Raw genomic sequence first — 13984 nt, forward strand, 5'->3', positions numbered from 1 at the left:
TGCCACGACCGGCTGTCAGTTCCCTGACACCTGGTTCAGGCGGCAACGCGGTGGATGACGATGTCGTCGCGCCGGGTGCGGGCATAGACCTTGACCTCGGGGTCGTCCTGCGTGGCTACGGAGCTGCGCACCAGGCCCTTCGTGCTCTTGGCGTCCACCAGAGCAGCCGTGCCCTCGCTGATGCCGACCTCGATGCCACCCGAGGCGTTCATCAGCTCCGCCTGACCGCGCGTCAGCCTGCCGATCCGGATAGGACAGTTGGCGGCCTTGACGCTGACACTGCCCTCGGCGTGGTCGATGTCGAAGCTGCCGCCGGCGCTGCCGAGATCGACGTCGGTGCGGGCGCGGCCGATCCAGACCTTGCCACTCGAGCCCTGATACCTGACGACGCCCTCGACCTCGCCGATCCGCAACCCGGCGGTGCTGCCTTCCACATCGGCGGCCCCGGCGACATGACCGATGTCGACGCCTCCGGCCCCGAGGTTCCCGCGCAGTTCGCCGATGCGGTCCAGCCGGACGTGCCCGGACGCGAGGTTCAGTTCGCAGTCGCCGAACTGGCCGGCCGCGAGCACCTCGGTCCACGCCGTGTTCAGGACCAGCCTTGATCCGGCCGGCAACTCGATCGTGATGGCGACCGAACCGCTCTTGTCACCCGACTTGGTCGTCTTCACGGCCAGGACACCACCGGAGAAGTCGACCTTGGTCTTCTCCGCCACCTTCACGTCAGTGGAGTTCGCGCTGTTCACGGGCGCGACCCGCACCACCGTGTCCTGCCGCTCGCTCGCGACGATCCGCACCCTGGCGCCCGCGGTGGTCAACGAGGCGGTGATCGGCTCCGGCGTGGTGAACGTGGACATGTCGTGTCTCCTCTTGTCGGCCTTCGTGGTTGTTGCGACCACGTTCGCCAACAGGCCGGACACCCGACTGTCACGGCCCTGACACCGACGACTTCGCCGATGTCAGGGCCGTGGTTCAGGTCAAACCGATGGTGATGCTCCACCCCGCCTCGGACTGGCCGCGCAGGAACACGAACCGCACCGACAGCTCCTTCGCGTCGATGTCGATGGCGGGCTGACCGGAGATCGTGCCCGTGGTGTGCGAGCCGTCGTCGCTCGTGCCGCGAGCGCCACCGAAGTCGGTGTACTCGTGGCCCTGGTCGTCGGCTGCCTCGATCCACAGGAACACCATCTCCCCGCCCGGCTGGTCACCGGGCAGCGGTGGCGTGATCGTGTAGTCCAGCGCGAACGAGTCGTCGCCGCGGTTCAGGCTCAGCACGTGCAGCTCGTGCCGTCCATCGAGCACGGACAAGGACTTGTCGACGTGGATCACGGATCGCTCCTCAGGCGCTGCCGGGCGTCGGGACCTGACAGGTGATGTACCGGTCGGCCGCGGTGTTCGGCTTGGAGCCCTTGATGAACCAGTAGAAGGTGAGCTTGTTGCCGGTCGCGATCGTACCGGCGCTACCGCCGATGAACTGGTACCTGTTCACGCTGCCGTGGAAGTTGTAGCCGCTACCCTGCGTGTGCGGCGAGTACGGCGGGTTGATCGCCTTGCCGTTCACGTACGCGTACGGCATCGAGACCGTCGCAACAGGACCGAGATTCGCCTTTGCCGTGTTGGTCAGCCAGAAACCCCAGGCGAGGGTGCCGCCCGGTGCGCGCTGGAACGTCACGGTGGACACCGCGTGGTTCCACGTTCCGGTGCACAGGTTGTTGGCCGGTGTCATCGCGTGGACCTGCTCGGCGTGCTGGGCGACGCGCTGTGCGGCCGTCGCGTCGTCCTCGCCCGGCGCCACGGTGAACGTGCCACCGCTGTTCGCGCCGAGGGTCTCGGCGTGTGCCGGTGCCGCGACCGCGATGAGTGCGGCGCCCGCCGCCAGTGCTGCCAATATCTTCGTCTTCAACGAAACTCCCCCATGTGAAAGTGTTCTCCCCCTGTCACCCGGCAGGGGTGAGTGCGCGCGGCGCCCGTTGTTCCGGGATCGCCGGCACGTTCTTGTCGTACTCGCGCTCGTGCAACGGAGCGGCGGCGGCCCGCAAGGTGGAGACCAGCAGGATGCCGCCGAGCGCACATCCGGCGAGGACCAGCGCGTCATGCCCGGACTTCGCGCTGAACGTCAGCTCGCCCAGCCTGCCCAGCACGAACCCGGAGTGCAGGCACCAGCACAGGGCCGCGGTGGCCAGCGTGGCGCTCGCCGTGCCGATCACGGCGATGAGGTCGACCACGGCGACCAGACCGACAACCGACAGCACCGGCTGACTCCTGGCACCCGCCGCGACCAGACCGAACGTCATGGCTGCGGCGAGTACCGCGCCGAAGAAGAACGCGAAGCCCCCAGGAACCGGTGTGCGCATGCCTCCAGTCCACCCCTGGAACACCCGAATTTCGAGTCTCCTTACGAAGTCCGAACGCCCTGACCACACATCCTCACGCGACCTTTCCGCGTCGGCTCAGGGCTGGAAGCGGTAGCCCATTCCGGGCTCGGTGATCAGGTGCTTCGGGTGCGAGGGGTCGTGTTCGAGCTTGCGTCGCAACTGCGCCATGTACACGCGCAGATACTGGGACTCGTTGACGTGCATCGGGCCCCACACCTCCTGCAGGAGCTGCTTCTGCGACACCAGCCGGTCCGGGTTGCGGGCGAGGATCTCCAGCAGCCCCCACTCGGTCGGAGTGAGGTGCACCTCGCGCTCGTCGCGGTGCACCTTCTTCACCGCGAAGTCGACGGTGAACGTCGACGTCCGGACGATCGGCTCGTCCGCGACGTGTGTGGTGGTCCGTCTGCGCACCGCCGCGCGGAGGCGGGCCAGCAGCTCGTCCATGCCGAACGGCTTGGTCACGTAGTCGTCGGCACCCGCGTCCAGCGCCTCGACCTTGGCCGCGGAGTCGGTGCGGGCGGACAGCACGATGATCGGCATCGTGGACCAGCCGCGCAGGCCCGCGATGACGTCCACGCCGTCGATGTCGGGCAGGCCGAGGTCGAGCACGACCACGTCGGGTTTGCTTTCCACAGCAACGCTCAGCGCGGTTTTGCCGTCGTACGCCGTCATGACGTCGTAGCCACGTGCGCTGAGGTTGATCCGCAGTGCGCGGACGATCTGCGGTTCGTCGTCGACGACCAGCACCGAGGTCATACCCTGTTCTCCTCGTACACGGGCAGCGAGATGACGACCGTCAGACCGCCACCTGGAGTGTCCTCCGCGGTGATCTCGCCACCCATCGCCTCGGTGAATCCCTTGGCCACGCTCAAACCCAGGCCGACGCCGGGTGTCGCATCGCGGTCGCCGAGCCGCTGGAACGGCGTGAAGACACCCTGGACGGCCTTCTTGTGCAGCCCGGGGCCGTGGTCGACGACTCGCAGCTCCACTTGGTCGCCGTGCGCGCTGGCGCGCACGGCGATCTCCGGTTCGTCCTGCGCCACCTGGCCATCGCCGTCGACGTCGACCGGGCGGCGCGGCGACATGCGGCCGTGGCGCAACGCGTTGTCGATGACGTTGGCCACCACCCGTTCCAGCAAGCCGATGTCGGCGCTCACGGGAGGCAGGTGCTCGTCGACGCTGACCGAGACCGTGCTGCGCTCGTCCACGGCGGACAACGCTCTGGCGACGACCTCGTAGTAGCCGACCGGGCGGATGACCGGAGCGACGGATCCGGTGGCGAGGCGGGAGGAGTCGAGCAGGTTGTCCACCAGACCGTTGAGCCGGTCCGCGGATTCCTCCACGGTCTCCATGAGTTCCACCGTGTCCTCTTCGGACAGTACGAGCTCACGGTCGCGGAGGCTGCCGATCGCGGCCTTGATCGACGTCAACGGGGTGCGCAGGTCGTGCCCGACAGCGGAGAGCAGGGCGGTGCGCAGCTCCGTCGTCTCGACCTTGCGCTGCGCGACCCTGGTCTCGTCGGCCATCCGCTGTTGCCGCAACGCCATCAGCGCCTGTCCCGCAGCGGCCTCCAGGACGCGCTGGTCACTGGCCGGCAACGTCCTGCCGCGCAACGCGAGGTGGATGTCGGTGGTGACGGCGATGTCGGCGTCGGCCTCGTCCGGATCGTCACACGGCCTCGCTCCGACGCACGCGACGCGTTCCCAGTCGCTGCCCCGTTTTTCGAGCAACGCCACCGATTCGAGGCCGAAGTTCTCCCTGATCTTGTCCAGCAGGCGCGCCAGCGGGTACGGGCTGGTGAGCACCGTGCGGGAGTAGGAGGCGAGCAATGCGGCCTCGGTGCGGGCGCGCGCACCCTGCTCGGCCAGCCGGGCCGCGCGGTCCACCACCAGGGCGACGATCGTCGCCACCATCACCATGGCCGCCAACGTGATCACGTTCTCGGGTGAGTTCACGGCCAGGCTGTAGTAGGGCTCGGTGAAGAAGAAGTTCAGCAACCCCGCGCCGAGGAACGCGCTGAACAACGCCGGCCCCAACCCGCCAAGCAGTGCCACCACGCAGGTGGCGAGCAGGAAGCCGACCAGATCGGTGGAGTAGGTGATGTCGTCGCGCCAGAACAGGCCGAGCACGGCGGTCAGGCCGGGAAGCAGTACCGACGCCAGCCAGCCCGTGAGCTGACGTGTGCGGCTCAGCGCGTTGACGCCGATCTTCCAGCGCAGACCGCGCCGTGCCTCGTCGTGGGTGACCATGTGCACGTCGATCGGACCGGAATCGTGGATCACGGCGGCGCCGATGCCCTCGTCCAGCGCGCGAGCGAGCCGTGACCGCCGTGAGGTGCCGAGCACGAGCTGAGTGGCGTTGACGCCGCGGGCGAACTCCAGCAACGCCGTCGGCACGTCGTCGCCGACCACCTGGTGGAACGTCGCGTCCAGACCCTCGGCGACCTTGCGGCACTTCGCGATCAGCTCGGGGGTCGCGCCGGTGAGCCCGTCCCCGCGCATGACGTGCACCACCAGGAGCTCGGCGCCGGCACGCAACGCGATCCGCCGGGCGCGACGGATGAGCGTCTCGCTCTCCGGGCCGCCGGTGATCGACACGACGACGCGCTCGCGGGCCTCCCACGTGTCGGTGATCCTCTGCTCGTGCCGGTAGCGCTGCAGAGCCACGTCGACCTGGTCGGCCACCCACAGCAGTGCGAGCTCGCGCAACGCGGTCAGGTTGCCGACCCGGAAGTAGTTGCCCAGCGCGGCGTCGACCTTGTGCGCGGCGTAGATGTTGCCGTGCGCGAGTCTTCGCCGCAGTGCCTCCGGAGTGATGTCGACCAGCTCGACCTGGTCGGCGCGGCGGACCACCTCGTCCGGCACGGTTTCCCGTTGCTGGACACCGGTGATGCGCTGGACGACGTCGTTGAGCGACTCGAGGTGCTGGACGTTGACCGTGGACAGGACGTCGATGCCCGCTTCGAGGAGTTCCTCGACGTCCTGCCAGCGCTTCTCGTTGCGCGAGCCGGGCACGTTGGTGTGCGCCAGCTCGTCGACGACCGCGACCTCGGGCGCGCGGGCCAGCAGGGCGTCGACGTCCATCTCGGTGAAGTCGACGCCCCTGTGCTGGAACTCCCTGCGGGGCAGGATGTCCAGGCCGTCGAGCAGGTGCTGGGTCTTCTCCCTGCCATGCGTCTCGACGAGCCCCACGACCACATCGGTGCCGCGCTCCCGGCGCCGGTGAGCCTCGCCCAGCATGGCGAAGGTCTTACCGACACCGGGAGCGGCGCCGAGGTAGATCCTCAGCTCGCCCCTGCGACGCTCAGGCTGCGTCGATGGCACGGTTGAGCGCCGTCACGTTGACGGTGGTGGTGAACGTGCCCTCGGTAGCGGCCTCCACCAGTTCCTTGACCTTCTCCACCGGCAGGCCGCTGGCCCTGGCCACCCGTGACACCTGGATCTCCGCGTACGCCGGGCTGATGTTCGGGTCGAGACCGGAAGCGGACGCGGTGACAGCGTCCTGCGGCACCTGGTCCTCCGGCACGCCTTCGCGTTGTGCGATCGCCGTACGACGTTCGTCGATCACCTTGGTGTAGTCCTCGTTGAGCTCACCCTTGTTCGAGCCACCGGACGCGGGCAGCGTCGCGGCGGACGGCCGCGGCACGAAGTACTTGTCGCCTTCCCTGGCCACCGCGACCAGGGTCGTGTCGACCGCCTCCGCGTTGCCGTGCAGGCCGGGGATGCGGGACACACCCCACACCGCGGCCGGGTAGGCCACGCCGAGGATCACGGTCAGCGCCAGCAGGATGCGAAGTCCTGCCCACGACTGCTTCAGGAAGTTGTCCATTGGTTCAGCCGATCCCGGGGATGAGTCGTACGAGCAGGTCGATCAGCCAGATTCCGGCGAACGGTGTGACGATGCCGCCGAGGCCGTAGATCAGCAGGTTGCGCCGCAGCAGGGCGCTTGCGCTGGACGGCCGGTACCGGACGCCCTTGAGCGCCAGCGGGATCAGCGCCACGATGATCAGCGCGTTGAAGATCACCGCCGACAGGATCGCGGACTGCGGCGTGGCCAGGTGCATGATGTTGAGCTTGTCCAGCGCCGGGTAGATCGCCGCGAACATGGCGGGCAGGATCGCGAAGTACTTCGCCAGGTCGTTCGCCACGGAGAACGTCGTCAGCGCACCGCGCGTGATCAGCAACTGCTTGCCGATCTCCACGATCTCGATGAGCTTGGTCGGGTCCGAGTCGAGGTCGACCATGTTGCCGGCCTCCTTCGCGGCCGACGTACCGGTGTTCATCGCGACACCAACGTCCGACTGCGCCAACGCCGGGGCGTCGTTCGTGCCGTCACCGGTCATCGCGACCAGACGGCCACCCTCCTGTTCCTTGCGGATCAGGGCCATCTTGTCCTCGGGCTTGGCCTCGGCCAGGAAGTCGTCGACACCCGCCTCGCCCGCGATCGCCTTGGCCGTCAACGGGTTGTCGCCGGTGACCATGACCGTGCGGATGCCCATCGCGCGCAACTCGGCGAAGCGTTCCTTCATACCGGGCTTGACCACGTCGCTGAGCCGGATCACGCCCAGCACCTCGTCGTTCTCGGCGACGACCAGCGGCGTACCGCCGTCCGCGCTGATCTTGTCGACGGTCGCCCGCACCTCGTCCGACGTCGCGAACCCGCTGGCCGCGCCCTTGCGGATCTGACGGCCGTCGAGGTCGATGCCGCTCATGCGGGTCTGCGCGGTGAACGGCACGAAGTCGCCGGTCTTCTCGTGCTCGCTCGCCTCGGCCGACAGGCCGTACTTCTCCGCGCAGAGCTCGATGATGCTGCGCCCCTCGGGCGTGCCGTCGGCCAGGCTCGACAGCCGGACGACCTCGGCGAGCCTGCGCTCGTCGACGCCACTCGCGGCGATGAACTCGGTCGCGCGGCGGTTGCCCCAGGTGATCGTGCCGGTCTTGTCCAGCAGCAACGTGTCGATGTCGCCGGCGGCCTCGACCGCCTTGCCCGACGTCGCGAGCACGTTGCGCTGCACCAGCCGGTCCATGCCCGCGATGCCGATCGCACTGAGGAGTGCGCCGATCGTCGTGGGGATCAGGCAGACCAGCAACGCGGTCAGCACGACCACCGACTGCTCGCCACCCGAGTAGATCGCGAACGGCTGCAACGCGACGACCGCCAGCATGAAGATGATCGTCAGCGTCGACAGCAGGATCGTCAGCGCGATCTCGTTCGGCGTCTTCTGCCGCTCCGCGCCCTCGACGAGGGCGATCATCCGGTCGACGAACGTCTCGCCGGGCTTCGTCGTGATCTTCACGACGATCCGGTCGGACAGCACGGTGGTGCCGCCCGTGACCGCGGACCGGTCACCGCCGGACTCGCGGATCACCGGCGCGGACTCACCCGTGATGGCCGATTCGTCCACCGTGGCGATGCCCTCGACGACGTCACCGTCGCCGGGGATGACCTCGCCCGCCTCAACGACGACCAGGTCACCGATGCGCAGATCGGTACCCGGCACGCGCTCCTCGGAGCCGTCCTCGGTGAGCCTGCGCGCGACCGCGTCCTTCTTGGTCTTGCGCAGCGAGTCGGCCTGCGCCTTGCCCCGTCCCTCCGCGACGGCCTCGGCGAGGTTCGCGAACAGCACGGTGAACCACAGCCACAACGTCACCGCGATCGTGAACACGCTGGGGTCCATCACCGCGAACACGGTGACCAGCAGCGACCCGACCCAGACGACGAACATGACCGGGTTGCGCAGCTGGTGACGCGGGTCGAACTTGCGCAGCGCGTCCGGGAAGGACTTGAGCAGCTGCTTCGGGTCGAAGATACCGGCCCCGACCTGGTGGCCCAGGTTCTCGGCATGCCGACTGCGGACCTCGTCGGGAGTCCGCTGTGGACGGTTGGTCGTGGTGGTCACAGCAAAGCCTCCGCGATGGGACCAAGAGCGAGAGCGGGAACGAACGTCAGCGCGGCGACCAGCACGATCGCGCCGGTCAGCAACGTCGCGAACAACGGCCCGGTGGTGGGCAGCGTGCCCGCCGTCACCGGCACCTTCTTCTGCGCCGCCAACGAACCGGCCAGTGCGAGCACCGCGATGATCGGGATGAACCGGCCGAACAACATGCACAGGCCCAGCGACGACTGGAACCAGTCGTTCGTCACCGTGATACCGGCGAACGCCGACCCGTTGTTGTTCGACGCCGACGCGTAGGCGTACAGAATCTCCGACAAGCCGTGCTCACCAGGGTTGTTCAGCGCACCCTGGGTACTCGGCAGGATCGCGGCGATCCCCGCGCCGATCAACAACACCGTCGGCATCGCGAGAATCGACACCGCGGCCGCCGTGACCTCCTTGCGCCCCAGCTTCTTCCCCAGATACTCCGGCGTACGGCCGACCATCAAACCCGCCAGGAACATCGCGATGATCGCCATCACCAGAATGCTGTACAACCCCGTGCCCACACCACCCGGCGTCATCTCACCGAACAACATGTTCAGCAACGTGCCACCACCACCGAGCCCGGTGAAACTGTCGTGCAACGAGTTGATCGCACCCGTCGACGTGCCCGTCGTGGAATTGGCGAACAACGCGCTGCCGGAGATCCCGAACCGCAGCTCCTTGCCCTCCAGCGGACGCAGGCCGTTCGCCTCCGCCACCCAGATCACGGTGAGCATCGCCGACCAGATCACGCCCATCACACCCAGCAGGACATAACCCTGCTTCTTGTTGCCCACCAACTGACCGAACGTGCGGGTCAGCGCCACCGGGATCACCAGCAGCAAGAAGATCTCGATCAGGTTCGACCACTCGTTCGGATTCTCGAACGGGTGCGCCGAGTTCGCGTTCAGAACACCGCCACCATTGGTGCCGAGCTCCTTGATGGCCTCCTGGCACGCCACAGGCGCGTTCGCCACCACCTGACCATCAACGTCCACACCGGACTTGAGACTCATCGTGACACCCGTGATGATCAGCACGATCGCCGCGATGAACGCCAACGGCAGCAGAATCCGGATCGCGCCACGCACCAGGTCGACCCAGAAATTGCCGAGCCGATCAGTCTGGCTGCGCACGAACCCACGGACCAGGGCGATGGCGACGGCCAGGCCGACGGCAGCCGACACGAAGTTCTGCACCGTCAAACCGATCATCTGAACCGTGTGACCCATGACCGCTTCCGGCACATAGGACTGCCAGTTCGTGTTCGTCACAAAACTGATCGCCGTGTTGAACGACATGCCCTCCGGCACGTTGCCCCGATCGAAGTTGAACGGCAACACCGACTGGACCCGCTGGATCACGTACAGGAACACGATCCCGACGAACGAGAAGCCCAGCACGCCGTACGCGTAAGTGCTCCACTTCTGCTCGGCGCGCGGGTCGATCCGCGCGAACCGGTAGATCGCCAGCTCGACCTTCGAGTCCTTCTCGGATTGGAAGACCCGCGCCATGTAGTCGCCGAGGGGCCGGTACACGACCGCCAGGGCCGCGATCAGGATGCCGACCTGCACCAGGCCGGCCACGAGAGGTGACATCAGAACTTCTCCGGCCTGATGAGTGCGATGAACAGGTAGACGATCAAGGCGAGCGCGATCACGCCCGCGATGACGTTCGCGACCAATCCGGTGCCGCTCACAACTTCTCCAGTCCGCGCACGGTGAGTCCCAGCAGGAGGAAGCTCACGATCAGCAGCAACGCGTAGGCCAGGTCGGCCATGACGCCGCTCCCTTCGACAACATTGATTGGTCCTGACGCGCGACAGCGTGCATCACGGAAACCCGCAGGTCAGCGCTGCCTGACAACACCTTGACACCCACGGTGGGTTCCTTGATGCGTTCTTTACGCGTGGCGACGCAGGTCTCACCCCAAGAGGTCACGGGAGGTCACGCGGTGTGATCCGATCGGCCATCAAGATGTCGTTCAGGCCCCTTGTTTTCACCTGATTCGGGCGCACCCTGTCTGGCGTGCTCACCACCGTGCCCACACCGAAAACCCACCCCGAACCAGCCGAACGGCACCAGCTCACCGTCGTCGGCGGCCTGGCCGCCCTGTCGCTGGACGCCATGGCGTCGGTCGCCTATGGACCAGAGGCGATCGTGCTCGTGCTGGCGTTGGCGGGCGGCGCCGGTCTGGGCTTCACGTTGCCGGTCACGATCGCGATCGCGCTGCTGCTGGCCGTGCTCACGCTGTCCTACCGGCAGGTCATCGCCGTGTTTCCCGAGGGCGGTGGCGCCTACGGTGTCTCCCGCGCCTATCTCGGGCGCCGCGCGTCACTCGTCGCCGCCGCGTCGCTGATCGTCGACTACGTCCTGAACGTGGCGGTGTCGGTCGCGGCCGGCGTCGCCGCGCTGACGTCGGCGTTCCCGGCGCTGCTGCCGCACACGGTGTGGCTGTGCCTCGGCGTGCTCGCGATCGTGACAGCGGTGAACCTGCGCGGTATCGCCAACAGCGCGCGGGCGTTCATCGTCCCGACCGCCGTCTACGTCGGTTCGATCGTCGTCGTCATCCTCTTCGGACTCTTCCGCTCCGAACCCGCCGCGGCGGTGCCGACCGCCCAGGTCGAAACCCTGCAGACGGTCGGCGTGCTGTTGCTGCTCAAGGCTTTCGCCAACGGCTGCGCCGCGCTGACCGGCGTCGAGGCGATCGCCAACGCCGTGCCGTCGTTCCGCAAACCCGGTGTCCGGCGGGCGCAACGGGCCGAGGTCGTGCTCGGCGTGTTGCTGGCGGTGATGCTGATCGGCATCGCCGTGCTGATCGAGAAGTTCGAGATCCACCCGGTCGCGGGCGTCACGGTCCTGTCCCAGGTCACGACGGCCTCGCTGGGCGGCGGATTCGGCTACTACCTCGTGCAGTTCGCGACCGTGGTGCTGCTCGCGCTGGCCGCCAACACGTCGTTCGGCGGCCTGCCGGTGCTGGCACAACTGCTGGCCCAGCACAACAACCTGCCGCACGTCTTCGCGCTGCGGGCCGAGCGTCAGGTGCACCACTACGGCATCTGGTTCCTCACCATCACGTCCGCGCTCCTGCTCGTGGTCGCGGGCGGGCAGATGAACCTGCTGGTGCCGTTGTTCGCGATCGGCGTCTTCGTCGGCTTCACGCTGTCACAGATCGGCATGGTCCGGCACTGGCTGCTCCGGCGGTCGGACGGCTGGCGGTGGCGAGCGGCGCTGAACGGGTTCGGCGCCCTGCTCACCGGTGTGGCGGCGATCGTGGTGACCGCGACCAAGTTCACCGAGGGCGGCTGGCTGATCGTCCTCGCACTGCCGTTGCTGGTCTGGGCGATGCAACGGGTGCACCGCGCCTACCGGCACATCGGCTCGCAGCTGGAGCTCGGCCGCACTCCCCCGGCGCCACGTCCGCACCGCTCTCTGGTCGTCGTGCCGGTCGGCACGGTCTCCCGGCTCACCCGTGACGCGATCGCCGCCGCGCTGAGCCTCGGCGACCACGTCGAGGCCGTCCACGTCACCCACCCCGACGACGAGGCCGCCACGAAGAAGTTCCTGGAGGCGTGGGAGAAGTGGGATCCGGGCGTGCCGCTCGTTCAGCTGCCCGACTCCCGCCGCCGGCTCGGCGAGCCGTTGGTCGAGCATCTGCGGGAGGTGAAGGGGCTGCGGGTGTTCGTGCTCATCGCCGAGGTCGAGCCCGAACACATCTGGCAGCGCCTCCTGCAGAACCAGCGCGGAGCCGTGCTCGCCTCCGCGTTGCGGCGCCGCACCGACGCCGTGGTGTGCCGTCTCCGCTTCCGCACCTAGTAGGACATTTTCAGGCGCTCACGAGTCGAGGAAGTCCAGAGCTTCGCCGACGAAACGGTCGTGGTACTGGAAGATGCCGCCGTGCCCCGCGTCCGGGTAGAGCGTGAGCCTGGCGTTGGGCAGGCGCCGGGCCAGGCCCGTGGAGTTGATGCTGGGCACCATCCGGTCGTGCTCGCCGTTCGCGACCAGGACCGGATGGTGGATGACCGCCAGGTCGGCCGGCTCCTGGCGTCCCCACGCGTGGATGGCCTTGAGCTGGTTGCGGAACGCGGTGACGGAGATCGGCTTGTCCCGGTCGGTGGTGCGCTCCTTCAGCCGGTTCACGAACTGCCGGGCCGCTGCCTTGCCGGCGGCCGTGCGGGTGAAGAAGAGATACTCCTTGGGGTCCTTGAAGGACAGCGTGGCCCTCAGGATGTCGAACACCGTGATCTGGGTGACCTTGTCGATGCCCTGGCCGCCGACCGGCCCGGTGCCGGCGAGGATCAGCTTGCGCACGAGCCGCGGTTCCTCCTGAGCGATCACCTGGGCGACGAAGCCTCCCAGCGAGAAGCCGAGAAGGTCGACCTGGTCGTGTCCCAGCGCTCGGATGAAGGCGATGGCGTCGCGTGCCATCGCCTCCACCGTGCGAGGCGCTTTGCCTTGGGAGGCGCCGATTCCGCGGTTGTCGAAGGTGATCACGCGGCGCTGTGCGGCGATGCCGTCGACGACCCGCGGATCCCAGTTGTCCATGACCGCGGAGAGGTGGTTGAGGAAGATCACCGGGATGCCGGTGTCCTGGCCGAGCCGGCGGTAGGCGAACGTCGTGCCGCCGACGTCGATGGTCCTGGTCGGCGCGTTCTCGTAGCTGGTGGTCACGGTCATGACTTCTCCTGTTTGACGGTGATGACGACCTTGCCCTTGGCACGTCCTCTTTCGACGTGGGCCAGGGCCTCGTTGGTGGAGTCGAAGGGGAAGACCCGGTCCACGACCGGCCGGATGATCCCGGCCTCGATGAGCGCGGTGATCTCGCGGAGCTGGTTTCCGTTGGCGCGCATGAAGAGGAACGAGTAGGTGACCTGGCGTCGTTTGGCGGCCCTCCTGATCCCATGGCTCAGCACGCGCATCACCGGGCGCAGGATCCACGGCTTGCCGAGCTCCCTGGCGAAGGCGGGGTCCGGTGGCCCGGAGATGGAGATGAGCCTGCCGCCGGGCCTGAGCACGCGCAGTGACTTGGCGAGCGTGGTGTTGTCCAGGCTGTTCAGCACCACGTCGTAGTCGTGCAGGACGGTTTCGAAGTCGTCCTTGCGGTAGTCGATGACGACGTCCGCTCCGAGGCTCCGGACCAGGTCGGCGTTGGCCGCGCTGGTGGTCGTCGCGACGGTGGCGCCGAGGTGCTTGGCGAGCTGGATGGCGAAGGTACCGACGCCACCGGAGCCGGCGTGGATGAGGACCTTCTGGCCCGGCTGGAGGTTCGCGATCTCGACCAGCGCCTGCCAGGAGGTGAGGCCGACCAGCGGGATGGACGCCGCTTCGGCCATGGTGAGCTGTCCCGGTTTCAGGGCCAGGTCGTCCTCGTGGATCGCGATGAGCTCCGCGAAGGCGCCGATCCGGTCCTGGTCCGGCCGCGCGTAGACCGCGTCGCCGGGCTGGAACTTCCGCACCCGCGCCCCGACCCGGATCACGACGCCGGCCACGTCGTTGCCCAGGACGAACGGAGGGCGGTACGGCAGGATGAGCTTGAACTCTCCCGCCCTGATCTTGGAGTCCAGGGCGTTGACGCCCGCGGCGTGGATCTCGACCAGCACGTCGTGCGCGCCCACCTCGGGTTCGGGCAGGTCGGCGGCCCGGAGGTCGTTGCCGGTCTTGCGGTAGCGGTCGACGACGAACGCGCGCAT

Annotated in this window: 13 protein-coding genes; 1 reads left to right on the top strand and 12 read right to left on the bottom strand. The window is 67.8% G+C overall.

Annotation, left to right across the window (positions count from 1 at the left end):
* Positions 1–35 precede the first annotated feature (35 nt).
* The 10 genes from BM417_RS05865 to kdpF all read right to left on the bottom strand — a co-directional run bounded on the left by BM417_RS05865 (position 36) and on the right by kdpF (position 9994).
* Positions 36–857 carry a DUF4097 family beta strand repeat-containing protein gene (locus BM417_RS05865; protein ID WP_093590723.1) on the bottom strand — a complete coding sequence of 274 codons (822 nt, stop codon included), beginning with the start codon at positions 855–857 and terminating at the stop codon, positions 36–38.
* A gap of 115 nt (positions 858–972) precedes the next feature.
* On the bottom strand, positions 973–1329 hold the full coding sequence (locus BM417_RS05870) for a hypothetical protein (protein WP_093588756.1): 357 nt from the start codon (positions 1327–1329) through the stop codon (positions 973–975).
* A 10-nt stretch (positions 1330–1339) separates the two neighbouring features.
* A complete protein-coding gene (locus BM417_RS05875; protein ID WP_143138527.1) occupies positions 1340–1903 on the bottom strand; it encodes a hypothetical protein in 564 nt (187 codons plus the stop codon).
* Between the two features lie 34 nt (positions 1904–1937).
* Positions 1938–2354: a hypothetical protein gene (locus tag BM417_RS05880; RefSeq protein WP_093588758.1), complete on the bottom strand. Its 417-nt coding sequence runs from the start codon at positions 2352–2354 to the stop codon at positions 1938–1940.
* A 96-nt stretch (positions 2355–2450) separates the two neighbouring features.
* On the bottom strand, positions 2451–3131 hold the full coding sequence (locus BM417_RS05885; protein WP_093588759.1) for a response regulator: 681 nt from the start codon (positions 3129–3131) through the stop codon (positions 2451–2453).
* Positions 3128–5698: a sensor histidine kinase gene (locus BM417_RS05890; protein WP_093588760.1), complete on the bottom strand. Its 2571-nt coding sequence runs from the start codon at positions 5696–5698 to the stop codon at positions 3128–3130. The genes BM417_RS05885 and BM417_RS05890 overlap by 4 nt, the downstream gene beginning before the upstream one ends.
* The gene (locus tag BM417_RS05895) at positions 5679–6203 is read right to left on the bottom strand and encodes a potassium-transporting ATPase subunit C (protein WP_093588761.1); all 525 of its coding nucleotides are present in this window, start codon (positions 6201–6203) and stop codon (positions 5679–5681) included. The genes BM417_RS05890 and BM417_RS05895 overlap by 20 nt, the downstream gene beginning before the upstream one ends.
* Positions 6204–6207: 4 nt before the next feature.
* The gene (gene kdpB, locus BM417_RS05900) at positions 6208–8274 is read right to left on the bottom strand and encodes a potassium-transporting ATPase subunit KdpB (protein WP_093588762.1); all 2067 of its coding nucleotides are present in this window, start codon (positions 8272–8274) and stop codon (positions 6208–6210) included.
* Positions 8271–9893: a potassium-transporting ATPase subunit KdpA gene (gene kdpA, locus BM417_RS05905; protein ID WP_093588763.1), complete on the bottom strand. Its 1623-nt coding sequence runs from the start codon at positions 9891–9893 to the stop codon at positions 8271–8273. Before kdpA ends, kdpB begins: the two co-directional genes overlap by 4 nt.
* Positions 9893–9994 (bottom strand): K(+)-transporting ATPase subunit F, encoded by a 102-nt coding sequence (kdpF, locus tag BM417_RS05910; RefSeq protein WP_093588764.1) that lies wholly within the window; start codon positions 9992–9994, stop codon positions 9893–9895. Before kdpF ends, kdpA begins: the two co-directional genes overlap by 1 nt.
* Before the next feature lie 328 nt (positions 9995–10322).
* Here kdpF and BM417_RS05915 point away from each other — a divergent pair, with 328 nt between their 5' ends.
* Positions 10323–12110, top strand: a complete 1788-nt coding sequence (locus BM417_RS05915) for an APC family permease (protein ID WP_245821725.1) — start codon at positions 10323–10325, stop codon at positions 12108–12110.
* An 18-nt stretch (positions 12111–12128) separates the two neighbouring features.
* Here the strand turns inward: BM417_RS05915 and BM417_RS05920 are convergent, their stop codons facing one another.
* Both BM417_RS05920 and BM417_RS05925 read right to left on the bottom strand, forming a co-directional pair.
* Complete coding sequence (locus tag BM417_RS05920; RefSeq protein WP_093588766.1) at positions 12129–12971, bottom strand: alpha/beta fold hydrolase; 843 nt, start codon at positions 12969–12971, stop codon at positions 12129–12131.
* Positions 12968–13984, bottom strand: coding sequence for an NADP-dependent oxidoreductase (locus tag BM417_RS05925; protein WP_093588767.1), 1017 nt, complete (start codon positions 13982–13984; stop codon positions 12968–12970). The genes BM417_RS05920 and BM417_RS05925 overlap by 4 nt, the downstream gene beginning before the upstream one ends.

Origin of the sequence: Lentzea waywayandensis (genome assembly GCF_900115955.1) — a bacterium.
GTDB lineage: Bacteria > Actinomycetota > Actinomycetes > Mycobacteriales > Pseudonocardiaceae > Lentzea > Lentzea waywayandensis.